The organism is Alteromonas sp. DY56-G5, from assembly GCF_041414725.1.
Taxonomy (GTDB): domain Bacteria; phylum Pseudomonadota; class Gammaproteobacteria; order Enterobacterales; family Alteromonadaceae; genus Alteromonas; species Alteromonas macleodii.
Genome location: NZ_JANHZQ010000017.1, coordinates 15,079 through 38,854, shown reverse-complemented (window position 1 = coordinate 38,854; position 23,776 = coordinate 15,079). Strand labels below are relative to the sequence as shown.

Annotated in this window: 18 protein-coding genes and 3 tRNA genes; 13 read left to right on the top strand and 8 right to left on the bottom strand. The window is 43.8% G+C overall.

Annotated elements, in window-relative coordinates:
* The first annotated feature begins 6 nt into the window (after positions 1 to 6).
* Positions 7 to 1,806: an acyl-CoA dehydrogenase C-terminal domain-containing protein gene (locus tag NO989_RS10370; RefSeq protein ID WP_371342491.1), complete on the top strand. Its 1,800-nt coding sequence runs from the start codon at positions 7 to 9 to the stop codon at positions 1,804 to 1,806.
* Positions 1,807 to 2,185: 379 nt separating this feature from the next.
* Here the strand turns inward: NO989_RS10370 and NO989_RS10365 are convergent, their stop codons facing one another.
* From NO989_RS10365 to NO989_RS10350, 4 genes are all read right to left on the bottom strand, one after another.
* Positions 2,186 to 2,584 carry a DUF3718 domain-containing protein gene (locus NO989_RS10365; protein ID WP_014949234.1) on the bottom strand — a complete coding sequence of 133 codons (399 nt, stop codon included), beginning with the start codon at positions 2,582 to 2,584 and terminating at the stop codon, positions 2,186 to 2,188.
* Positions 2,585 to 2,882: 298 nt separating this feature from the next.
* On the bottom strand, positions 2,883 to 3,281 hold the full coding sequence (locus NO989_RS10360) for a DUF3718 domain-containing protein (protein WP_014949235.1): 399 nt from the start codon (positions 3,279 to 3,281) through the stop codon (positions 2,883 to 2,885).
* 331 nt (positions 3,282 to 3,612) lie between these two features.
* On the bottom strand, positions 3,613 to 4,569 hold the full coding sequence (locus NO989_RS10355) for a sugar-binding transcriptional regulator (protein WP_371342490.1): 957 nt from the start codon (positions 4,567 to 4,569) through the stop codon (positions 3,613 to 3,615).
* Positions 4,566 to 5,246, bottom strand: coding sequence for an HAD family phosphatase (locus tag NO989_RS10350; RefSeq protein WP_061485706.1), 681 nt, complete (start codon positions 5,244 to 5,246; stop codon positions 4,566 to 4,568). The genes NO989_RS10355 and NO989_RS10350 overlap by 4 nt, the downstream gene beginning before the upstream one ends.
* A gap of 441 nt (positions 5,247 to 5,687) precedes the next feature.
* Between NO989_RS10350 and NO989_RS10345 the strand changes: the two genes are divergently transcribed.
* Positions 5,688 to 7,403, top strand: coding sequence for a hypothetical protein (locus tag NO989_RS10345; RefSeq protein ID WP_342340689.1), 1,716 nt, complete (start codon positions 5,688 to 5,690; stop codon positions 7,401 to 7,403).
* 10 nt (positions 7,404 to 7,413) lie between these two features.
* A complete protein-coding gene (locus NO989_RS10340; protein WP_342340690.1) occupies positions 7,414 to 8,931 on the top strand; it encodes a mannitol dehydrogenase family protein in 1,518 nt (505 codons plus the stop codon).
* Positions 8,932 to 9,100: 169 nt separating this feature from the next.
* Here the strand turns inward: NO989_RS10340 and NO989_RS10335 are convergent, their stop codons facing one another.
* Both NO989_RS10335 and NO989_RS10330 read right to left on the bottom strand, forming a co-directional pair.
* Positions 9,101 to 9,493 (bottom strand): DUF3718 domain-containing protein, encoded by a 393-nt coding sequence (locus NO989_RS10335; RefSeq protein ID WP_014949240.1) that lies wholly within the window; start codon positions 9,491 to 9,493, stop codon positions 9,101 to 9,103.
* A 163-nt stretch (positions 9,494 to 9,656) separates the two neighbouring features.
* Positions 9,657 to 10,559: a LysR family transcriptional regulator gene (locus tag NO989_RS10330; RefSeq protein WP_014949246.1), complete on the bottom strand. Its 903-nt coding sequence runs from the start codon at positions 10,557 to 10,559 to the stop codon at positions 9,657 to 9,659.
* A 231-nt stretch (positions 10,560 to 10,790) separates the two neighbouring features.
* On the opposite strand from NO989_RS10330, the gene NO989_RS10325 reads away from it, so the two are divergent.
* On the top strand, positions 10,791 to 11,240 hold the full coding sequence (locus NO989_RS10325) for a MaoC family dehydratase (RefSeq protein WP_014949247.1): 450 nt from the start codon (positions 10,791 to 10,793) through the stop codon (positions 11,238 to 11,240).
* A 274-nt stretch (positions 11,241 to 11,514) separates the two neighbouring features.
* Here the strand turns inward: NO989_RS10325 and NO989_RS10320 are convergent, their stop codons facing one another.
* Both NO989_RS10320 and NO989_RS10315 read right to left on the bottom strand, forming a co-directional pair.
* Positions 11,515 to 11,679, bottom strand: coding sequence for an entericidin A/B family lipoprotein (locus tag NO989_RS10320; RefSeq protein WP_014949248.1), 165 nt, complete (start codon positions 11,677 to 11,679; stop codon positions 11,515 to 11,517).
* A 17-nt stretch (positions 11,680 to 11,696) separates the two neighbouring features.
* Complete coding sequence (locus tag NO989_RS10315; protein WP_061485715.1) at positions 11,697 to 12,683, bottom strand: mechanosensitive ion channel family protein; 987 nt, start codon at positions 12,681 to 12,683, stop codon at positions 11,697 to 11,699.
* A gap of 421 nt (positions 12,684 to 13,104) precedes the next feature.
* Here NO989_RS10315 and NO989_RS10310 point away from each other — a divergent pair, with 421 nt between their 5' ends.
* The 9 genes from NO989_RS10310 to nusA all read left to right on the top strand — a co-directional run bounded on the left by NO989_RS10310 (position 13,105) and on the right by nusA (position 23,753).
* Positions 13,105 to 15,810, top strand: coding sequence for a TonB-dependent receptor (locus NO989_RS10310; protein ID WP_014976347.1), 2,706 nt, complete (start codon positions 13,105 to 13,107; stop codon positions 15,808 to 15,810).
* Positions 15,811 to 16,000: 190 nt separating this feature from the next.
* The gene (locus tag NO989_RS10305) at positions 16,001 to 16,303 is read left to right on the top strand and encodes a 4a-hydroxytetrahydrobiopterin dehydratase (RefSeq protein ID WP_014949251.1); all 303 of its coding nucleotides are present in this window, start codon (positions 16,001 to 16,003) and stop codon (positions 16,301 to 16,303) included.
* A 201-nt stretch (positions 16,304 to 16,504) separates the two neighbouring features.
* A tRNA-Met gene (locus NO989_RS10300) sits at positions 16,505 to 16,581 on the top strand.
* Positions 16,582 to 16,634: 53 nt separating this feature from the next.
* A tRNA-Met gene (locus tag NO989_RS10295) sits at positions 16,635 to 16,711 on the top strand.
* 52 nt (positions 16,712 to 16,763) lie between these two features.
* Positions 16,764 to 16,840: transfer RNA gene (locus NO989_RS10290), tRNA-Met, on the top strand.
* Between the two features lie 183 nt (positions 16,841 to 17,023).
* Entirely contained in the window at positions 17,024 to 20,359 is a 3,336-nt protein-coding gene (locus NO989_RS10285) for an MHYT domain-containing protein (RefSeq protein WP_371342489.1), read from the top strand.
* Positions 20,360 to 20,373: 14 nt separating this feature from the next.
* Complete coding sequence (locus NO989_RS10280) at positions 20,374 to 21,375, top strand: two-component system response regulator (RefSeq protein ID WP_061485721.1); 1,002 nt, start codon at positions 20,374 to 20,376, stop codon at positions 21,373 to 21,375.
* A gap of 377 nt (positions 21,376 to 21,752) precedes the next feature.
* The gene (gene rimP, locus NO989_RS10275; protein WP_014949254.1) at positions 21,753 to 22,211 is read left to right on the top strand and encodes a ribosome maturation factor RimP; all 459 of its coding nucleotides are present in this window, start codon (positions 21,753 to 21,755) and stop codon (positions 22,209 to 22,211) included.
* A gap of 45 nt (positions 22,212 to 22,256) precedes the next feature.
* Positions 22,257 to 23,753: a transcription termination factor NusA gene (gene nusA, locus NO989_RS10270; RefSeq protein WP_014949255.1), complete on the top strand. Its 1,497-nt coding sequence runs from the start codon at positions 22,257 to 22,259 to the stop codon at positions 23,751 to 23,753.
* Positions 23,754 to 23,776 lie beyond the last annotated feature (23 nt).

Below are 23,776 nucleotides of genomic sequence, written 5' to 3'. Positions count from 1 at the left end.
TTGGGTATGGAAGGTTATAAAGCTCCACAACGTGACGCCATGTTTGTAACACATGAGCTACTAAATTATCAAAATCACTATCAAAAGCTAGGTTTCGACGAAGCATCAGAAGATCTGGTGTCGGCGATTTTCGCTGAAGCTGCAAAGTTTTCAGAGAACGTACTGGCACCCATCAATGCATCAGGCGATGAAGAAGGGTGTAAGTGGGTTGATGGTGAAGTAACAACGCCTAAAGGTTTTAAAGAAGCTTATCAAACGTATGTTGAGGGCGGATGGCCAGGAATGTCTCACCCTGAAGAATTTGGCGGTCAGGCACTACCATATTCATTGTCATCTATCATTGCTGAGTGGTTCTCAGGCGCAAACCATTCTTGGGCGATGTACCCAGGTCTAAGCCAAGGCTGTATGGCAACAATAAAAGCCCATGGCTCTGAATTACTACAAAAAATGTTCCTTGAAAAACTGGTTAGCGGTGAGTGGACAGGTACTATGTGTTTGACCGAGGCACACTGCGGTTCAGACCTTGGCATGTTGAAATGTCGCGCGGAGCCTCAAGAAGATGGTACCTACAGCTTAACAGGAACGAAGATTTTTATTTCGGCAGGTGAACACGACTTGTCTGAAAATATCGTACACATTGTGTTAGCTCGATTGCCAGATGCGCCAGAGGGGACCAAAGGTATTTCACTATTTGTTGTACCTAAATTTAACGTATCTGAAGATGGCGAAAAGCAAGATAGAAACGCAGTAGGCTGCGGAAGCATTGAACATAAAATGGGTATCAAAGCCAGCGCAACCTGCGTGATCAACTTCGATGGCGCAAAAGGTTATTTGATTGGGCCACCAAACCGCGGCCTAAACTGCATGTTTACGTTCATGAATACCGCACGTATTGGCACTGGTCTTGAAGGCTTGGCATCATCTGAAGCAGCATTCCAAGGTGCGCTTCGCTATGCAAAAGACCGCATTCAGTTCCGTTCATTAACAGGGCGTAAAAATCCTGATGGCCCAGCTGATCCTATTATTGTGCACCCTGATGTACGTCGTATGCTGTTAACGCAGAAAGCGTTCGCGGAAGGCAACCGAGCGCTTGCCGCTTACTGTATGCAGTTAGTTGACGTTACTTTGTATGGTAGCGACGAGGCTGAGAAGCAACTTGCGGATGCAAAACTTGCATTCTTAACGCCTATCGTAAAAGCCTTTTTAACTGAAACCGCGCAAGAAGCCACGAGTTACGGTATGCAGGTTTATGGCGGCCACGGCTTTATCAAAGAATGGGGTATGGAGCAGCTAGCTCGCGATACCCGTATCTGCACTATGTATGAAGGTACTACCGGTATTCAAGCCGTTGACCTATTAGGTCGTAAAGTAATGGGCTCTAATGGCGAATTGCTTAATGTGTTTGTTCAAGAAGTGCGCGACTACTGTAATTCATTGCGCGATAACGCTCAGTTTAGTGCTTGGACTAACGCGCTAAACTCTCATCTTGACGAGTGGCAGCAGATCACTATGGATATCGGTAAGGCAGCAGCATCGAACCCAGATGAAATTGGTGCAGCGTCTGTCGATTACTTAATGTATTCAGGTTATGTCACCGTTGCTTACTTCTGGCTAAAAATGGCAGTGAAAGCACAAGAACAGCTTGATGCAGGTAGCACCGAAACCGAGTTTTATAAGAGTAAAATCTTAACAACGGGCTTCTACTTTGACCGTTTGTTAACCCGTACTCGCTCACTGGTTTCGGCAATGCAATCAGGCGCAGACAACTTGATGTCTATGACAGAGAGTATGTTCGCTATCGAGTAACGACATAAAAGCAATGCACGTGCGTGACTAAAAGACGTACGAAAGGCCGAGCAAATAATGTAGCCGAGATAATGATTTAACCTAGTCATCATTGGATACGTTATTTTGCTTGGCCTTTTTGTTTCTTAAAAACAACATAGAGGAAGTGAGCACAGTGGTTGTTTCAAAGTACGTGAATGTTGAGGGAGCCAGCCTTCATTATTTATCCCGAACGCGTCGCACTGGTTACACAGGGAAAAACCTGAATGGGTACAAAAAGAAGTGATAAATTTTATAGGGTTCTAGAAAGGGGTGAGGCCCCTAAAAGGGGCCTCCAGTGCGGCGTCCTGCCGCTACCATGTTGAATCGTTACATCACATGGTGTGATTAATTAGTTATATTAGATTCTGCCGTTAAGCTCTGTTGAAATAGGAGAGCTTTGAAGACCTTGTTCAGCAATCCACGCTTGAAGTGTCTTACCGTCTGACTCAGGCTCTGCTAAGTCTTTGCTTGGCATTTTCTTAACCAGTAGAGTACCTACTTCAACCGCATTGCTAGTAAGAGCAGTGCGAATTAGGCTTTGGCCGTTACAAGAAATGCCAGAGTAGTAATCGCGAAGCTTAAGTTTGTAGTCCGATTGAACGCTACGCATTTTCTTACGTAGTTCGCCCTTGTCATCTGCTTGAACAATTGTGCAAATGTTTGCAAGTGCTTCGTTAATGTCATTAGCCTGAGCTGCGTTAGAAAAAGCTAAAGTTGATGCTGCAATTACTAGAGAAGTTTTAACGATTTTCAACATGGTTAAATTCCTTCGGTTGTTGTTATTAAGATTGTGTTCGTTCGTTGAAATGCATTAAACCCGAATCTAACTATTTGAAAAACATGTTGTAAAATAACATGGTATGTCAAACCATACCTAAAGGGTGAGCTTGCGTTACGAGCTCACGCATACCGTAGCTTGATTACCTAAGACACTGGGTTGAAGAACGTGAAAATTTAAAGAGACAGAAAGTAAAAAGGCCCCGTAACGGGGCCTTTCATTGCAGCTGACGCTGCAACCATGTTGAATCGACTCACATGGCTATGTGAATTAGTGCTTAGATTCTATCGTTAAGCTCAGCAGAAATTGGCGAGCTCTGTAAGCCTTGCTCTGCTATCCACGCTTGAAGTGTTTTGCCGTCTGATTCGGGCTCAGAAAGGTCTTTGCTTGGCATTTTCTTAACAAGCAGTGTACCTACCTCAACTGCGTTGTTCGTTAAGGCCGTGCGGATAAGGCTTTGACCACCGCATGAAACACCTGAGTAATAATCACGTAACTTTAATTTGAAGTCAGACTGTACGCGACGCATCTTCTTACGCAATTCGCCTTTGTCGTCAGCCTGAACAATAGTACAGATGTTTGCTAGTGCCTCGTTTACGTCATTTGCTTGTGCTGCGTTTGAAAAAGCTAATGTTGATGCTGCGATGACTAGAGAAGTTTTAACGATTTTCAACATGGTTAAATTTCCTTCGTTATATTTGTTTAATTAATCGGTTTGTCTGTTCGGGATTAATTAAAAAACAATCAGGTCGAATGAAAAACATTCATTCAAATAACAAGGTATATCGAATAATACGTTAGACTAAAGATGTAAGAGGTGTGAAATACGCTGTAGCCTTAGTATTAAAGGGCGCAGGCAAACTAAGTTGAATTGCAATCGAAGATCAATAAATAGCCAAATAAAGTGCAAAAAAACAACGTTAATGCTGTTTTTTTGCTTTTTGTTGAAGTTAATGCGTATTAAAAATGTACGCAATAGGCATTGTATTAATAAGAAAAGAACGAAATTAAGAAGTGAGCAGTGCTGAGGCAGTACGTTCTGTCGTGATGAGCCCATTGAGCAATTTCGATCGCAGAGCGCCTCTTATAGCGTGCAGTTTGTTGTCGCCCGCTGCAACACCCACTACAGGCTTTTCTGGCGTTGCTTTCAACTTAAAGCTCGTTACTCTCTCGTTAATATCGCAACTAATCAGCGCACCTTCTTCATTAAAGATCCAGCTTATGATTTCGCCACTTGCACCAGATTCAGCGAGGGTTGCTAATTGATCATCGTCGATAAATCCGTCTTCATACAATGGAGACACGCTGCCTAAGTTACCAATGCCTACGAAGCTAATATCCGCTTGTTCGGCAAGCGTGTGAATTCTAGATATGTGTTGTTGCTGTTGCCAAATTTCCCGTTCTAGTTTACTAGATGCTATAACAGGGATAGGCATAGGATAATGCTGTGCTTTAACTCTGTCGGCTACGTGAACAGCCACGTCATAACGCGTCGCCTCTCCGTTATCAGCAATATTACCAACAAGGGAAACGATTTTATGCTGAGGGCAGTGAAGTATTGACAATTCATCAGCACAGGCACGCAGTACACGGCCAGTGCCAAACGCGATGGTTTGTGGAGCGTCGAATTTTAAAGCTCTTTCTATTGCTGCTGCACCCGCTTGACCAAGGCCAAGCGTTGAATTGGGATCGTCATCAACACTGGGCACGACTTCACAGAAAGTTAATCCGAATTTTTTCTTTATGCCTTGCGCTAATTCCATACATCTAGCAATCGGGTGTTCTAAGCGCACTTTCACAAGACCTTCCGACATGGATAACGCCACTAAGCGTTGTGCACTTTGGCGTGATGTTTTGAGCGTTTTAGCTATCTCATCTTGCGTCTTACCACCAACATAGTACATCCATCCTGCTCTGGCGGCCTCGTCGAGTTTATTGAGTTCGTTTTGTGCTTTCTTACTCATTTAATTTTTCTCATGTCAAAAATGTCAGGGATTCGAGAGTAAAACTCGTCCCATGAATTAATGGTGTTGTCCGATGTCACAATACAATTCTGTAGATGTGCGCCACCTGTATAGTGGAAGTAGCGCATGTCTGCGGCTTTAGCGGCAGCGATCCCCGGCTGAGAGTCTTCAATAACTAGGCAGTTTTTAGGAGCAACGTTGAGAGCATTTGCCGCATATAAAAATAAATCTGGTGCTGGCTTGCCTTTATTAACGAGTGCTCGCGTGAAAATGCAGTCTTCAAAATAGGAAAGAAGCCCTGTGCTGGTTAACGCCTTTGTTGTTCTTTCAGGTGAACTGCTTGTGGCGACACAAAATGGAATACCTAGTGAGTTAAGTGCAGAAAGTACAGAGGTGATACCGGTAGTCTTTTGTAAATGGCACTCGAAGCTGTCGAACAATAATCCATGGAATTTATTTTTCATGGACGTGGTAAGTGTGAGCGCAAAGTCATCTTTTAACTTACCCTGAACGTGCTCCATGCTCTTGCCAAGAAAATGCTCTATAAAATATTGTTTCGATAATGCAATATCGAAACTAGACAGAAGTGCTTGCCACGCCTGCATCGACAGCACTTCACTGTCAATCAGTACGCCATCACAATCAAAAATCACCAGTTCCACGTTGTGTGCCTGCAAGAGTCACCTTCCTTTAAGTATTAACATTTAACCAACGTCCCCTTGCCAATTCCGTATTCGTACACCAAAGGTCAACAGGCCCATAATTATATGAACATTTGCCTAAGTGTAAGGTAATTGATGGCGTTTGTTCTACCTTAACAAGCAGTTCTTAAGTCCTACGACTACATACGCGGTTTTCGGCCTCAAATTTCGACTCTAAAATTTCTTCATAGTATCAAGTGGATAGATTATATCGCGTTTATTTTGATTGGTTAATTGTGCATTTTTATTGTGTTAATTAAATAAACAAGCCTCCGTTTATTTTGTTAATGGCTGTTTACAAAGTAGAGGGTATATGCAAATATTGACAAAAATTGAGATATATCCCAATGTCTGGGCAAATGCTCTTGATGTATTTTGAAACCAGTGGGAAATACACCTACAACACGAGATTTGAAGATGAAGTCGACGTCTAGTGATATTGATATTTCACAAGTTAGTGACGAGCAACTCCCCGTCGCTAAACATAAGTTAAAAGGGTGGAAACATTTCATGGGCTTATATGCCGGTGAACATGTTGCAGCCACTGAATTCGTATTTGGTGCAACCTTTGTTGCGCTAGGCGCCACCATGACCGACATTCTGTTGGGTTTATTAATTGGTAATCTACTTGCTGTCCTAAGCTGGACACTTATCACTACGCCTATCGCTGTAGATACCCGTTTGAGCTTGTACTCGTATCTTCAGAAAATAGCTGGCGACTCTATGACCAAGCTCTATAACTGGGCGAATGTCATCATATTTACAGTGATATCGGCCGCTATGATTACGGTGTCGGCAACCGCCGTGCGTTTTGCATTGAATATTCCGGCGCAGTTAAATTGGTATCCGACTAATTTAGCTTTTGTTGCCGTCGTGCTTGCAGTCGGTGTGATAGTTGTCTTTGTCGCTATGTATGGCTTTAACGCCGTTTCCAATTTTTCTCGTATTTGTGCGCCTTGGTTGTTCACCATGTTCATTTGCGGTCCACTTATTCTAATGCCTGCACTCGCTGAATCTGTAATTGGGCAAACGTTTCTTACATCGTGGAATGACTTTATTCATATCGGTAGTACATCGGTGTGGACGGGCTTCACCCAAAGTGGTGAGCCTGGTATTGGCTTATTAGAAGTGATTGGCTTTTCGTGGGCAGCTAACACGATAACGCATTTCGGTCTTATTGATATGGCGTTACTGCGTTTTGCCAAGCGTAAACGTTACGGTTTATGTACGTCGGCGGGTATGTTATTTGGTCATTATATAGCATGGATTTCAGCCGGTATTATGGGCGCAGGAACAGCGGTTATTGTTCAAAAGTCCATTGGTGAATTAGACCCGGGCGATGTGGCATTCCACGCATTAGGTCTTTCTGGACTCGTTATTGTTATCGTTGCAGGTTGGACTACAGCAAACGCGAATCTCTATCGCGCTGGACTTGCCGCGCAAGCCATTTTTAAAGATGAATCACGTACCACAACGACCGCGGTCGTCGGTATGGTCACCGTTGCAATTGCGTGTTTCCCGTTCGTGTTTACTAAATTACTGCCACTGTTAACGTATGCTGGATTACTTGTTGTTCCTGTAGGAGCAATTGTGTTCGCAGAGCACATGATTTTTCCGCGAATTGGATTCACACGTTATTGGGCACATTATCAAAGCCTTACTCACAGCACGCCAGCGGTAGCGAGTTGGGGTTTGGGGCTTGTGTTTGGCTTTGGTTTAAACGCCTTAGACGTCATGTCTTTCTATTATCTATTCATACCCACGTGGTTCTTCACCATAGTTGTCTATACAGCGCTGGCCGCCAAGTATGGCGCAAAACAAGCTTATCCTGAGCAAGAAGCACAAGTAGATGCTTTCAATGCACGTGTTGAAGCTTATCAGCAGCAAGAAGCGGCGTTAGAAAACGAACACGTTGAAGACGTTACTGCCGTATCTAAATTACTGCGTCTTACTTCGCTAGCGAGTTTGTTGGTGTCCATAGCATTGGCAATCAAAACTTTTTCTCTTAGTGACACGGTTGCCGCTTACGAATTGAACCGAGACCTATTCTTTAATGTTGGGTTCGCGTGCACCGTTATCTATTTCGTTACTGCGTATTGGGCGATGCGTCGCCACAAAGCGTTACAAAGCTAATAAGGTTCTTATGCAATCTCAAACGTCTATTTTATTGAACAGAGCGAACTTATCGTCGTTGCCAAATGACATAAGGCGTCCAGCTTATGATGTGGAGAACGTTCAAACGGGTATTATTCACATTGGTGTAGGTGGTTTTCATCGGGCACATGAAGCCATGTATGTAGACAGGTTAATGGCAAAAACCGGCGATCTATCGTGGGGCATTTGTGGTGTGGGTCTTCGCGAGAACGACCGTGCAATGAAAAAAGTGTTCGACGAACAAGATAACTTATATACCTTGGTTGAAAAGCACAATGACGGTTCCCGCAGTGCATCAGTTATCGGTGCAATGACGGGGTTTTTGATGGCGCCGGACGATCCTCAGGCAGTCATTGATAAAATGGCTGAGCCCGAAGTACGCATCGTATCGTTAACCATTACCGAAGGTGGCTATAATTTTGATGCTTCCTCAGGGGAATTTATTACCACTAACCCCGATGTCATTCACGATATCGAAAACCCCAAAACGCCTAAACTGGTTTTCGGCTATTTAGTTGCAGCGCTTAAAAAACGCAAAGAAAATAACGTTAGGCCTTTTACCGTTATGTCATGTGACAATATTCAACACAATGGCCATGTGTTAAAGAAAATGCTGCTTGCGTATATTGAACTGTTTGACCAAGCGTTTGCTACTTGGGTTGACGAAAACGTGAGTTTCCCTAATTCAATGGTAGACAGAATAACGCCTGCAACCACAAATGAAGATATCGCAACGTTAAGGGCTCAGGGCGTAGAAGATGCTTGGCCTGTAGTGTGTGAGCCTTTTGACCAGTGGGTTATTGAAGATGACTTTTGCAATACCAAGCCGTGTTTAGATTTAGTCGGCGCGCAGTTTGTAAGCGATGTGGCACCGTACGAAAAGCTTAAGCTTCGTATGCTCAATGCGGGCCATTCAGTACTTGGCTTGGTTGGTTCTGTAGCAGGGCTTGAAACTATCCATGAAAGTGTTGAAGCGAAACAGTTAAAGCGTCTTCTATCAATCTTTATGGAACAAGAGGTTATGCCAACACTCGACCCAGTAGAGGGGATTGACGTGTATGAATACAGAGATACGCTGCTATCTCGTTTCTCCAATCCTTTCATTAAAGATACGCTAGCGCGAATTTGCCTTGAAAGTTCGGCTAAGCTTCCGGTGTTTTTATTGCCCACCGTGCGAGATAATTTGGCGGCCAACAGAGACACCGATATAAGTGCTTTAGTTATTGCTTGCTGGGCCTTCTATTCAGACAGGCATGCCTCTCAAGACGGGAGGGCACTTGAAATCAACGATGTGTTAGCTGATAAGTTACACAACGCGGCTAGTAATAACCAAATAGACAGCCTTAGTTTTTTAATGCTAGAAGAAGTATTTGGTAAGCTGGTTGATGAAGCGCGTTTTACCGCTAGTTTCCAGGTCTTTGTAGAGCGCTTGTATCAACAAGAGCCGGTGTTGCTGATTAGCGAAAAGGTAGCAAACAATAAACTCGAGCTTGCCAGAGCTTGTTAGATTGTATTGGTAATCTGCATTAGTACGAAGGGGAGTAGGGAATACTCTCCTTTTTATGCATTGAATTTTATCAGCTGATACAAAAGAAAAAAGCGACCCGAAGGTCGCTTTCTAAAGTGCAGATTTCTCTGCAACCATGTTGAACTGGTTCACATGGTGTGAAACTGTTTTATAGTCGGTCGTTGATAACCGCAGCAATTGGGTTATCTTGCAGACCGTTTTCCGCAACCCAAGCTTGAAGTGTTTTTCCGTCAGCTTCAGGTGCTTCTAAATCGCTTTTTGGCATTTTCTTAACAAGTAACTCGCCAGCTTCTAAAGCATTGTTTAGCAGTGCTGTACGAATTAGGCTGTTACCGCCACAGCTAATTGCTGAGTAGTAGTCTTTAAGTTTCATACGGTAGTCTGATTCGACTGAACGCATTTTCTTACGTAGTTCGCCTTTATCGTCCGCTTGAACGATAGTGCAGATATTCGCTAGTGCTTCGTTAACATCAGCCTGTGCTACGCCCGACACACCTAATGTCGCTGCGATAACAAGAGAAGTTTTAACAATTTTCAACATGGTTAATTCCTCAAGTACTTCTATAGATTGTTTGTTTGTTCGGGAGGATTAAACGACAAAAATGAAATCTTGAAAACGTTCTAAGCGATACTTAGGTATGTGGTTTTATAAGTTTATGGAGACAAAAAAGCGCCCATAACGAGCGCTGTTTGGAGAAGTGGCGTTAGTGAGGTTTATAGTTGCTCGCTACTTCCATTATTTGTTCACGCATCCACATATGAGCGTGATCATGGTCGGCGCTTACATGCCAATAAAGGAAATACTCTACAGGCGGTAAATCAAAAGGAACCTCGTACAACGCAAGATCGTAATGTTTAGCAAGGTGATACGGCAGGCACGCGATTAGGTCTGTCTTTACTATCGTACTTGGAACGGTCAAAAAATGTTGACCTCGCATAACTTCCTTGCGTCTTTTGCCCATTTTATCTAACGCAATATCTATTGGACCCACACCAGATTTACGCTGTGACACATTAATATGGCCTAATCGTAGAAAGGTATCTAAGTTAAGCCCGTTTTTGAGCGCGGGGTGATTTTTACGCGCTAACACAACAAGTCTGTCTTGGGCGATTTTTTCTTTACACAAATGAGGGTCTGTAAATGTCGATGCATCTGAGTAAAAGTCCAACGTGCCCGATGCCATCGCCGAAACAACTTGGCTTCTAGGAATCTCGTAATTGGTCAACCCAATATTTGGCGCCAGATTCTGCAAACGTGAAATAAGTCGAGGCATAATGCTTACTTCAAGCAAATCACGGCTGGCAAAGTTAAAGGACTTCTCGGCTGTGAGAGGGTCGAATGTATGACTTTCTTGCACGCTTCTGCGTAGTAAGGCTAAAGCTTGTCGAGCTGGAACAATAATATTTTGCGCTACGGGGGTAGGCGTCATACTGTGGCCAGTACGAACGAACAGCGGGTCGTTAAGCATTTCCCTTAGTCTCGCTAAAGAGTTACTTACCGCTGGTTGAGTAATGCATAAGACATCTGCTGCCTTGGTTAAGCTTCCTGCCGTGTAAATGGCGTCGAATACTGCAAAAAGGTTCAAATCGATTCTATTGAGATTCATAACTAATCCTTTAAGAGCGAGTGCCCTGAAAAAAGCCAATAGATGAAGAGGCGCTAGTTTGTATCACGGTGCGTTTAATAGAAAACTGTGATCCAATGCTACATAGCATCTACGAATAATTTACGTTAGTGTAACAAGAATATTTATAAATACCTATTATTAAAAGTTAATTGAAACATTCAAGGTAATAATAGTAGTTTTATCGTCAATAAATGGAGATTGGACTGAAAAATGAGAACACTTTTAGACTTAGCAGTGGGAGATACCCTTGAACAACCTGAATGGCTGACGGTTACGCAGGACATGATCAATCAGTTTGCAGACGCTACCGGCGATCACCAGTGGATACATTTAGATGCTGCGCGCTGTGAAAAAGAAAGTCCCTTTAAAACAACAATTGCTCACGGCTTCTTGACTGCCAGTCTCATGCCTAAAGCATTCGCTGAGGTAATCGCGCCAGACGAACGTATCGCGTCTATGATCAATTATGGCATTGATAAGTTACGTTTTCTTGAACCAGTAAAAAGTAATGATGCCGTTAAATACCGATTCAAACTTGTCGAAATCACTGAAAAGGCGCAAGGGAAGCTTTATAAAGTAGAGGCAAGTTGCTTACTTAAATCGAATGGGAACCCAGCGCTAATAGGTGGCTTTCTCATGCTCGCGGTGCTTAAGCCTTGATAGATTGTTGTTTCACGCAGTAAAAGTGGCTGTACAAACTGGTACGGCATATTGCCAAATGCGTATGACGATGCGTGTGCTACGTCGTTGTCTAGTTGATATGTCGCACCGTGTATTGCAAAAACATGGTGCCACAAAATAAAAAAGCCTGAGATGCTGGCGTTTGTTGACCTTTGATATATAGCAAAGGTCAACAGGGCCTAGTTTAGCGATCGTCAGGCTTTTACCTACACAGTCCTACTTTATCGGCAAGACCTATGTCGACAGAAACGAGTTAGTTAGACGCTTCTTCGGCACCTTCTTCAATGGCTTCTCCAGCACTTTGAATATCTTTACCGGCCCCTTCAACTGTTGCACAACCGCCTAAACTCCCAAAACTGGCTGCGAGTATAAGTACTAAAAAAGCGTGTTTAAGTGTTTTTGAATTTAACATTTCCATTTGCATCTCCGTTAGTTTCATTCTTCTGCGGGTTGCTCAGGGTTATCACCCGCTTTCACATCAGACTGCTCAGTTGATGAATTTGTATTACCTTTACTTGAACTTCTCTCATCCTGCTTTTTAAGCATGCTATTAAGCTTATCTCCCCCTTTAGCATTGAAATCCAATGTTCTGATAGGGAAAGGAATAAGAATATCGTTTTCTTCTAATACCGTTTTTACTGTACTGATCGCGTCGTGGCGTACGACCATAAATCCAGGCTCTCCTGGATATCGAATCCAAAACCACAGTAATAGGTTGATACTTGAATCGCCAAAAGACTCTGCGTATACCGCGGTTTCTTCTTTTTTGATGACATAATCTTTTTCATTCATAGCATCCGTAATAACTTTAGCGGCTTCTTCTATATCATCAGCATAAGAAATGCCTACAGGGACCTCTATTCTTCGATAACCAAGATATGAATAATTGGTCAATATATTTCGGAAAAGAATCTTGTTGGGTATAACTTCAAGTTGACCATAAAAGGTTTCAACTAAGGTGTTTCTAAGGTTTATTTCCTTTACGTTACCAAATACACCTTCTGCCTCAATGACGTCACCAATTTCAAAGGGTTTTCGAATTCCCATGGCCACACCGGCAATGAAGTTTTCCGTCATGTCCTGAAACGCAAAACCAATGGCCAACCCGACGATACCTGCGCCTGCAAGTAAAGAGGTGACAGTACCTTTGAGGCCAACAAAGTCTAGCGCAATGAAAATTCCCGCTATTAAAACGATAGATTTGATTATGGAGGTGAGGAGGCTTGCAATTTGTCGAGACTCAAACGTTCTGCGCATAATCTTGCCAGCAACGTTGCCGATCACTTTGGCGATAATGCCAAAGGCTATTGCAATAAAAAATGCGACAACAATGTTAGGAAGAAGCGTAATGCCGCCCTCTACCCAAGACTCTAGCTTTTCGCTGAGTAATTTATAAACCTCATCTATTTTTGGAAACTCCATAGACCTCGTGCACCTTCATATAAAGTGTTCCTGATGTTTCAAGAATCATTCCTTTCAAAATAATCTTGTAACGTATTGAAAGTTAGAGGGTATGCCTGATTTTTGAGGTGCGCGATCAATCAAGTGTAATGAATAAATTTCCCATATTGGGAAACATATTCTCAATTGGGATATGGCTAAATTCGGTGGAAAGGCTTCGATTTATCCTAAAGGATATCTGGTCAGACCATGTGTAAAATTAATGTAAACATATTATTCACAATAAATTTACAAAGGTGAAATTCAAGCATAGTATCAATTGCGTAGGTCAATATTTGTTCATGGCCTCAGACAATAACAACACGAAATCGAACAGCCTGTCGCTAGCGGAAAGTGTGGGTAGTAATGCCGGTAGTGATAAGCCCAGATTTGGAATCACACTATGAAATTTAAAACGCGTAAGACAGCAGTGGCGGCAATGGTCGGTACTGCTTTATTTTGCTCTCCTTATATCGCATCAGCCCAAGAAGCAGACGTTGAAAGTGAGCAAGAAGCTAAGAAAGACGTAGAACTCATTTTGGTTACCGGTAGTTTTGTTCGCCGTAGCGAAAACTTCGAATCTCCTTCTCCACTAGCGGTGGTAGATAGCGTGGCTATCGACGCGATTGGCGCAAAAAATATTGCGGATATTACACAAACACTCACTATTAACACGGGTGCTGAAAACAACCCAGATGCTTTTACGCAAAACGCAACAGCGGGTACGTCGAATATTAACCTTCGTGGTTTAGGCGTAGCGTCTACTCTGGTTTTACTTAACAACAAGCGTCAGGTCGTTACAGCGCAACCAACGAACGAAGGCCTGAACTTCGTCGATACCAGTTCACTTGTGCCAATGATTGCCATTGATCGTATGGAAGTGGTTAAAGATGGTGCGTCGGCTCTGTATGGTTCTGATGCCGTTGCAGGTGTCGTTAACTTTATCACCAAACGCAATTATGACGGAGCAATGGTAAGCCTTGACTATCAAGATGGTGCGCATGGCGACAACAAAGAATACATTTTACAAGGTTTATGGGGCGCAACCGGTGATAACGGAAGCGTACTAGCGGCGATAAGCTATACCAACCGTTCGCCGCTTTTTCTCAGCGATAGACGACTAAGTCGTCCCCAAGACGATACAAGTGCTCTGGGTAACCCAGGCTCTTTCTTCTTAAATATTCCAGGTGCAGGGGCACTGCCCATTATCGACCCGTACGGATGTGAGGAGTTTGGTGGTGCACCCAATTTACTTGCGCCAAGTGGTACAGTGCCAGGTTTAGAAATTGGTTTTTGTGGCTTTGATTTCGGTAAATTCTATTCATATGTTGCCGATGAGAGCCGAACAAATGCTTATGTACGTGCAGACTACGAGTTCGATAACGATATTACATGGTCGGCTGAATTCAGTTTAGCGAGAAACCGTGCTGAACGTGGTGGAGCACCGAGCTTCCCAATTTTAACTTCTCCAATTGTTCCTGATTATCATCCGCAGAATCCATTTGGTCAGCCTGTCGCTTTCTTCGGCCGCGCTGAAGGTAACGGCTTCCCTGGTGACCCAGCGAATACCGAATCAGATACCTTTCGCTTTAGCACCAGTTTACAAGGTGTGACAGACACTGGATTCTGGGAAGTAAGCTATACACGTGCGGTTAACGATTTTGTATTTAGGGTTCCTGACGTACTAAATACCGAGTTTCAGCTTGCGCTATACGGTCTAGGTGGCTCTAATTGTGACCCTATCGCTGGAACGCCAGGGGTAGGGGATTGCGAATTCTTCAATCCATTTGCAACGTCTTACACAACGGCACCTAACTCTGATTACGTGGTTAGCTCCTTTACGGGAACCGAAGTGATTGACTCTAAAGCTGACCTTGAAGTTTTCGAAGCGTTTACATCGTTTGATGTGTTCGAAATGGGCGGTGGCTTTGCTGCGTTAGCATTGGGTGTTCAATATCGTGAAAACCAGCTTAGCCAAGATTACGATGACCTTGCTAACCAAGACAGTTTCACATTCGTTATCGGCAACCCTGATATTGATGGTAGCCAGGATGTATGGGCAGCGTTCGGTGAACTTGCATTACCAATAAATGACGAATTAGATGTTCAGCTAGCGGTTCGTTATGAAGATTACGGCGGTACCATTGGAAGTACGGTGGATCCAAAGTTAGCGATTTCGTGGCGTGCGACTGATGAGTTTTCACTTCGGGGCTCGATATCTACGTCGTTTAGAGCGCCAACAGTGTTCTTAGCACAAGGTGGTGCAACGTCGTTGCAACAGCTTATTGACCCCGTTCAAGGTGCTACGGCATTTGTGGCTGTTAGAACATCGGGTAATGAAGAGCTAAAACCTGAAGAGTCGACAGCCTATAATATTGGCTTCTCATACGAGCCTTTCAGAGACTTTTCTGTTGAAGTTGATTATTGGAATTTCGAGTTTGAAGACTTGATCATTCAAGAGAACGCGCAGGCGGTACTAAATGATGATCCGACTAACCCAGACCGCGTCATCCGTGCTGGAGACCCGCTGACTGGGCCTGTTCTTCAAGTAAATAACACGTATGTTAACGCGAGTTCTTTGGAAACATCGGGTCTTGATTTTGTAACCAGTTATAAAATAGAGACAGACTTCGGTAACTTTACACCTACGTTGAATGCGACCTACATCACTAAGTATGACTTGATGGACCCACAGGCAGGGAACATTGATGGTGCGGGACGCCGTAACTTCAATAACATTGGTGTGTCTTCTCCTGAATTGCGCGCGAACTTGGGGCTGGCTTGGCAAAACGATATCCATGCAGCCAATATCTTCCTTCGCTACATCTCATCATATGATGATGATCAAAATTGTGCGGACGGTACTGCAAATGTGGGTGGTTGTTCAGGTGGCTTTTACGAAGTGGATAGTCACTTGACGGTAGATGCTCAATACAACATCGACTTAGGCGGCTTATATGATACAGAACAAAGTTATGTGTTGACGTTAGGCGCAATTAACATGTTCGACGAAGAGCCTCCACAGCTATTCACTAACAGCGGGTTTGACTCTAAGGTTCACGATCCACGAGGTCGTCAAATCTATGCGCGCTTAGCTATCGAGTTCTAATCGGTTAATAAGGTAGAAGTATAGCCACCCTTTGACTATAGAAGTTAAAGGGTGGCTTTTTTGTAAACCTTAGCCTCCACTCCTCTTTGTGATTTTGTCTCCAGTCTCTTCTAATGTTAAACCAATCGATTAAAGTACCTCGTAGTAGGTAAGACTTTTACGTAATCATCAGTGATTGAAGGAGATAAGAATGGCGACAAAGCTGTCTGATAATGAAATTAACGAAAAATTGAAAGCGCTCAATGAACTGGTTTCCGATGACACACCATGGGAGCAAAGTGGAGACACTATCAAAAAGACGTTTATGTTTAAGAGCTTTATCCGAGCTTTTGGGTGGATGTCTCAAATTGCGATTTGGGCGGAAAAGCTAAAACATCATCCGGAGTGGTTCAATGTTTATAATAAAGTAGAGGTAACATTGACTACGCACGACGCTGGTGGGCTCACAGAATTAGATTTTTCGTTGGCTGAAAAAATGGAAAAATTTAAATAGCTTGAACCAACGCGTGTAAATAGGAGCTAAAAATCGGTTAATTCGTATTAACTTTGTTCATGTTGGTCAATTAAACCGCTAACAGTCAGAAAAATGAAATATTTCGCATGCTGGTACTTGTGTTGCGGAAGTCCCTATGTATAATACGCACCACGTTGAAGCGAGGCATTAAATGAAGCGCTCACAACAATAATTTTCTGGCGCGGGATGGAGCAGTCTGGTAGCTCGTCGGGCTCATAACCCGAAGGTCGTAGGTTCAAATCCTGCTCCCGCAACCACAGAAAATAACCAGAATTTAAAAGCATTGCAAAGGCAAGCTTTACCGTACAAGCGCGGGATGGAGCAGTCTGGTAGCTCGTCGGGCTCATAACCCGAAGGTCGTAGGTTCAAATCCTGCTCCCGCAACCAATTTGAAAACCAGAATTACAAAGCATTGCAATCGCAAGCTTTACCGTACAGTCGCGGGATGGAGCAGTCTGGTAGCTCGTCGGGCTCATAACCCGAAGGTCGTAGGTTCAAATCCTGCTCCCGCAACCACTTTAAAAACCCAGCTTTTGCTGGGTTTTTTCTTTTCAGCAAACAAAACACTGTGACTTCTTGTTTTACACGATAATCTTGAATTAATTGCTACGAATTAATAACCGCACTTCATATCTGAGTGTGCTAAGTTATAGCTGTCGCACCATTAGAAATTAGATCAATAGGTAGTATGGCCGCGTTATGATATCCCGTTTTTTTACTTTTGAAGAACACGCCACGTTATTAGAAGGTGCGTATCACTTTCCTTTGGTTATTCTTTCGCTGATGGTAGCAATTTTTGCCTCATTTATGGCGTTTAATGTGGCAGGGCAAGCCGCGATCACCGAAGACAAACTTCGACGAAATATCTTATTAGGCACCGGCAGCGTTGCATTAGGCGGTGGTATTTGGTCTATGCATTTCTTGGGGATGACCGCTTTTGATTTATGTCTGCCCGTTGACTATGATCCACTGATTACTGGACTCTCTGCCATTCCCGGGATTGCCGCTGCTTGGGTGGCGCTTCACCTTTTAACTAAGTCCCGTATTAGCCTCGCTGAAATAATATTTGGTGGTGTACTGGTAGGTGCCGGTATTGGCACCATGCACTATAGTGGTATGGCCGCTATGGAAATGGCACCTCTCCTGCGTTATGACCTTGGTATGTTTGCCCTTTCTATTGTGGTCGCTGTGTGTTTAGCCATGCTTTCGCTGTGGATTAAATTCGGCATTACAGCTGCTACGAAAAGTAAAAAGCTGTTAGGAAAACATGTATTACTTGCAAGTATCGTCATGGGACTAGCTATTTCTGGCATGCACTATACTGGGATGGCGGCAGCAAGATTCGTATTGCCACCAGGAATGGAAACGTCGGGTCAGTCTTCAGATATTGCTGTTTTTCTAGCAATTTCGATTGCTATCGTTACGTTGGTATTAATTACCATGGTATTGGGCATTAGTCTTCTGTTTAAATATCGCGATGTAATGGTACGCGCCATTGAAAGTGAGCGAATTCAAAGTGCTATAACCGATACAGCCGTCGACGCCATCCTAACCGTAGATGACAAAGGCATTATCAAAACCGCTAACCCCGCTGTTGAGCGTATCTATGGCTATACCCAGCAAGAAATAATCGGTATGCACGCAGCTGAGGTAGTAACTCCTGAAAGACGTCATTTATACGGTGATGACTTTTTCAGTCAGCGAGTAGTGCCAACTGAGCAAATTATCGGTACAGGAAGAGAAGTAGAAGTACTTCGCAAAGATGGTGAGCGCATACCAGTGCGCCTAGGTGTTGGCTACACAAAAATTGATGGTAAACCCGTTTTTGTCTCTTTCGCTTCTGATTTACGTAAACGCAAGGAAATGGAAGATGCATTGCGCGAGAGCGAAGCTAAATTTAGAAGCCTCATTTCAAATATTCCTGGTATGGCTTATCGCTGTTTAAGTATGCCAGGGTGGCCCATGGTATTTATTAGTGACGCTGTAATAGAAGTAACCGGATACCCGCCTGAAGATTTCATACTGCCCAATCCTAAGCGCTCTTTCACAGATCTTTACCATCCTGATGACGTAGAGCGCCTATCATCTATTAGTCCTGATGTAGATGCCTTTTCATATGAATATAGAATCGTCGCAAAATCTGGAGAGGTGAAGTGGGTTATCGAGCATGGAGTGCAGGTTAAGGACGATGATGGCATGGTGCTTTATGTTGACGGCTTCATATCTGACATAACACATCGAAAAGTGATGGAAAATGAGTTAAAAGCGGCTAAGGAAAAAGCAGAGCAAGCTGCCGCTGCGCGCACCGCATTTCTTGCTAATATGAGTCATGAAATCCGTACGCCTATGAATGCAATCATAGGCTTTAGCGACCTTATGTTAGGAGAAGCACTACGCGAAGAGCAAAAATCTCACTTAACCACGATAAACCGTTCCGCACGTTCATTGTTGCATCTTCTTAATGACATACTTGATAGCGCGAAGTTAGATAAAGGTAAGCTTGATTTAGATTATCGCGATTTCCTTATTCGCGAAGAGTTGGATTTGGTTATTTCAACATTTTGGTTAGAAGCCAAACGCAAAAAAGTTGGACTTGTACTTAATGTCGATGATTCGGTAGCTAACGGATACAGAGGTGTACCGGAGCGAATGCGACAGGTACTTAATAATCTGATAGGCAACGCCGTTAAATTCACTCACGATGGTGAAGTGACTATCAATGTCAAAAGTGATGAAAAGTTTGTGTATTTTGACGTGACAGATACCGGCATTGGTATGACGCAAGAGCAAGTAGGAAGAGTATTCGACCCGTTCTCTCAAGCAGATGCATCGATGAGTCGAAAGTACGGCGGCACGGGGCTGGGAACAACTATTTCCAAGCAGTTAGTTGAACTGATGGGCGGTAATATTTGTGCAACTAGTGAAAAAGGTAAAGGAACGACCTTTACTTTCAGACTTCCTCTAGAAGTTGTAGAAATTGATGATTACGTATCTTGTGAGCTCTCCTCTAAAGCAGCACGTATTGAAACCTCGTTAACCGTACTGGTTGTTGACGATGTGCAGCAAAACCTTGAGTTACTTTCGTTGCTGCTAAAACGCGCTGGCCACAGTGTAGAAACGGCAACAGATGGACAGGTTGCATTGGATAAAATGCGCGCTAAGTCGTATGACGTGGTACTGATGGATTTACAGATGCCTAAGTTAGATGGCTTAGAGGCAGCCAAACAGCGTCGAGAGTTTGAAAAAGAAAATAGCTTACCACCTACGCCCATTATTGCGCTGACCGCTAGCGTGTTAGTACAGGACAAACATGCCGCGCAGCAGGCGGGAATGGAAGGGTTCGCCAACAAGCCCGTCGATTTCCCTCAATTGATGGACGAGATTGCTCGCGTGCTTAACATAGATACGCTTCAGGTCGACTCGGTACCAGACACATTAGAAGTAAATGCTCCAGCATCTACGCTTAAAGTTGATAAAAACGTGTTGGATTTGAAGAAGGCCGTCGATTTATGGGGGAGTGAAGAGGCCGTCCTACAAGAGGTGGATAAATTCTCTACTACCTGCAGGGATAAAGTCGACGACTTAATGGGGGCGGCAATTCGTGAAGACTATAAAACGGTTGCTACACTTTCACACGGTTTGAAAGGTACATCGGGTAATCTTTGCTTAACCACCTTCTATCATACGACCAGGGAAATTGAAGCTCAGGCTTTGAAATCAGAGGTGAATATTGAAGACGTTAACCGTCTTCGTGATGCCTTAGATAAAATCGAGTTGATGCTTAGCGAATCGCCACTGTATGCCGAAAATGCCATTAATGAAAGTATCGATAATGCATTGCTGCTGAGTCATTTGGAGGCTATGCTCGATAGTGTAGAGCAAAACATGGTAGATGAAGATGAATTGTCATTTTTACGCGAGGTTGGGTGTGCTAGTCACAAAGAACAGATAACTCAAATTCTCTTAGATATCGATGATTTTGAGTTCGAGTTGGCGCATGAGCGCATCTCTACATTGATACAAGAATTAAAGTAGCCAAGAGACGCGGCATGTTAAACATTGAAATCACAAAACCTACTTTATTACTCGTTGACGATGAGCCAGTAAACCTAAGGGTTTTAAAGCAACTTCTCGCTAATGATTATCAGCTTATTTTTGCGAGAAATGGCGAAGAAGCGTTAAAGCTCACTGAGACTAGACAGCCAAATTTGATATTGCTTGACGTTATGATGCCGGGACTGACGGGTTTTGAAGTATGCCGCCAGCTTAAACAGCAAGCAGATACAAGGCACATCCCCGTTATATTTGTCACCGCCTTAAACGATGAGCACGAAGAAACGGAAGGCTTCGAAGCAGGTGCTGTGGACTACATTACTAAGCCTATATCTCCGGCCATCGTAAAAGCGCGGGTTAAAACCCACCTCAGTTTGGTGCAAGCTGACGAGCTACTTGATAGCCGTTTACAAGTTGTACAGCGTTTAGGTAGAGCAGCGGAATATAAAGACAATGAGACGGGCATGCATGTCATGCGCATGAGCCATTATTCGAAAGAGCTTGCGCTTGCCTATGGGCTAACAGATAAACAGGCTGAAATTCTGCTTCATGCTGCACCGATGCACGACATCGGCAAAATTGGTATCGCTGATAATATAATGTTGAAACCAGGGAAGCTGACAGACGAAGAGTTTGCCACCATGAAAAACCACCCTGAGATTGGTGCGGAAATCATTGGCGATTGCGGCGATTCTTTGTTGTTGAAAGTTGCAAAGTCTGTTTCGCTAACCCACCATGAAAAATGGGACGGGTCAGGCTATCCTAAAGGGCTTGCGGGTGAAGATATTCCCATTGAGGGGCGTATTTGCGCCATTGCAGACGTGTTTGATGCCTTAACCAGCAAACGTCCTTATAAAGACGCCTGGAGTATTGAAAAAACGGTCGATTTTCTCCAAAGCCAAAAAGGAAAGCATTTCGAACCCAGACTTGTCGATTTGATGATAGAAATTATGCCTAAAATTCTTGATATTAAAGCGACATTTAGAGACGAAGACTAAGTCTACAGGACTAAACCGCAATTAAAATACTTTCATGCAGGCCGAATTTTGCACAGAAAAAATCGACACCCTCCAGTGTCTGCGCCTATTGGCTGTTGCTTAATGCGACGGCTATACGTATAATGTGCTCATAAGGTGATGAGAGCGGGCTCCCTCAGAACAGGAAAGTAACGCACTTATCATTAGCAAGCTATCACCTAACGGTGGTTTTACCCATAGGTTTGCAACTGCCCTTGTTGGCAGGTATGGGTTCAGAATTTTAAAAAAAGCCCCGCTAGTCCGGGGCTTTTTGTTGTATTAAAACCTGGAGTCAGCCTCGCTGAGCCGGGTGATGACAGGTGGGCTTTAGGCCCTTTTTTCGTTTTTGGAGGTTTGCATTGGCAAAACTTGAAGAGAAACTAACCGAAATGCTAGAGCCAGGTGTTGAAGCACTGGGTTTTGAGTTGGTTGGGATCGAGTTTGTACGAGCGGGGAAGCATTCTATTCTTCGCGTTTTTATTGATCATGAAAACGGTATTACCGTTGATGATTGTGCAGATGTAAGTCATCAGGTTAGCGCAATTTTGGACGTTGAAGATCCAATTAGCACTGAATACAACTTGGAAGTGTCATCACCGGGTATGGACAGACCGCTTTTCAAAGAGAAGCACTATATCGAGTCTGTGGGGGAAGTGGTTCAAATTCGTTTGTCTATGCCAATGGATGACAGACGTAATTTTAAAGGCAAAGTACTCGCGTGCGAAAATGGCATCGTAAGTATTGAAGTGGATGGCCAGCAGTTCCAGTTAGCTGTGGCGAATATCGAAAAAGGTAACGTTGTTCCCACGTTCGATTAACGGAACAGCTCTGCTTTCATCGACGAAAGCAAAAGAGAGGCGAAAATGAATAAAGAAATTTTGTTAGTGGCGGAAGCCGTTTCAAATGAAAAACAAGTGCCTAGAGAGAAAATTTTTGAAGCGCTAGAGTTTGCGATCGCTAGTGCAACAAAAAAGAAAAACGAAGGCGAAATTGAAGTTCGTGTAAGCATCGACAGAACGTCTGGTGACTTTGATACATTCCGTCGCTGGTTGGTTATCCCTGATGATCAAGAACAGGAAAACCCATTTGCTGAAATTACGATTTCTGCTGCACAAATCGACGAACCAGAGATACAACTCGGCGATTATGTGGAAGAACAGATTGAATCTATTAAATTCGACCGCATAACTACGCAGACCGCAAAGCAAGTGATTGTACAAAAAGTACGTGAAGCTGAGCGTCAGCAGATGATTGCTGAGTACGAAGACAAAGTAGGTGAGTTGGTTACGGGTACGGTTAAGAAAGTAAACCGCGACAACATCATCATCGACTTAGGTAACAACGCTGAAGGTGTTATCTACCGCGATGACATGCTTCCTCGTGAAACTTTCCGTCCGGGCGACCGTGTACGTGGTCTTCTTTACGTTATTCGTCCAGAAGCACGTGGCGCACAGCTATTTATTAGCCGTACGCACCCAGACATGCTAGTTGAGCTTTTCCGTCTGGAAGTACCAGAAATTGCGGAAGAGACACTAGAAATTAAATCTGCAGCGCGTGACCCAGGTTCTCGTGCAAAGATTGCGGTTAAAACTAACGACAAGCGCTTAGACCCAGTTGGTGCGTGTGTTGGTATGCGTGGTTCACGTGTACAAGCCGTATCAGGTGAGCTTGGCGGTGAACGTGTTGATATCGTGTTGTGGGACGAAAACCCAGCGCAATTCGTTATCAATGCTATGGCTCCCGCCGAAGTGGCGTCAATCGTTGTTGATGAAGACAGCAACAGCATGGATGTAGCGGTTGAAGCAGACAACCTAGCACAGGCAATTGGCCGTAGTGGTCAAAACGTTCGCCTAGCTAGCCAGCTTACAGGCTGGGAACTTAACGTGATGACGGTTGAAGATCTCAACAAGAAGCACGAAGAAGAAAACGCGAAGGTACTTGATCTATTTACTGCTGGTTTGGACATTGACGAAGAATTCGCGTCTGTCTTGGTAGATGAAGGCTTTACAACGTTAGAAGAAGTGGCATACGTGCCAGCAAGTGAGCTTCTAGCGGTTGAAGGGTTAGATGAAGAAATGGTTGAAGAGCTGCGCAACAGAGCGCGCGCTTTCCTAACCACGCGTGCACTTGCGAACGAAGAATCGCTTGAAGGTGCAGAGCCTACAGAAGCCTTATTAAATCTTGAAGGTATGAGTAAACACGTGGCCTATGTGTTGGCCAGCCGCGGTGTTACCGACCTGGAAGAATTAGCAGAACAAGGTACCGATGATATCAGTGATATCGATGAACTAGACGAAGAGAAAGCCGGAGCGTTAATCATGGCGGCTCGTAACATCGTATGGTTCAGTGAAGAAGAGTAAGGTCAACAGGGGGAAAATTACGT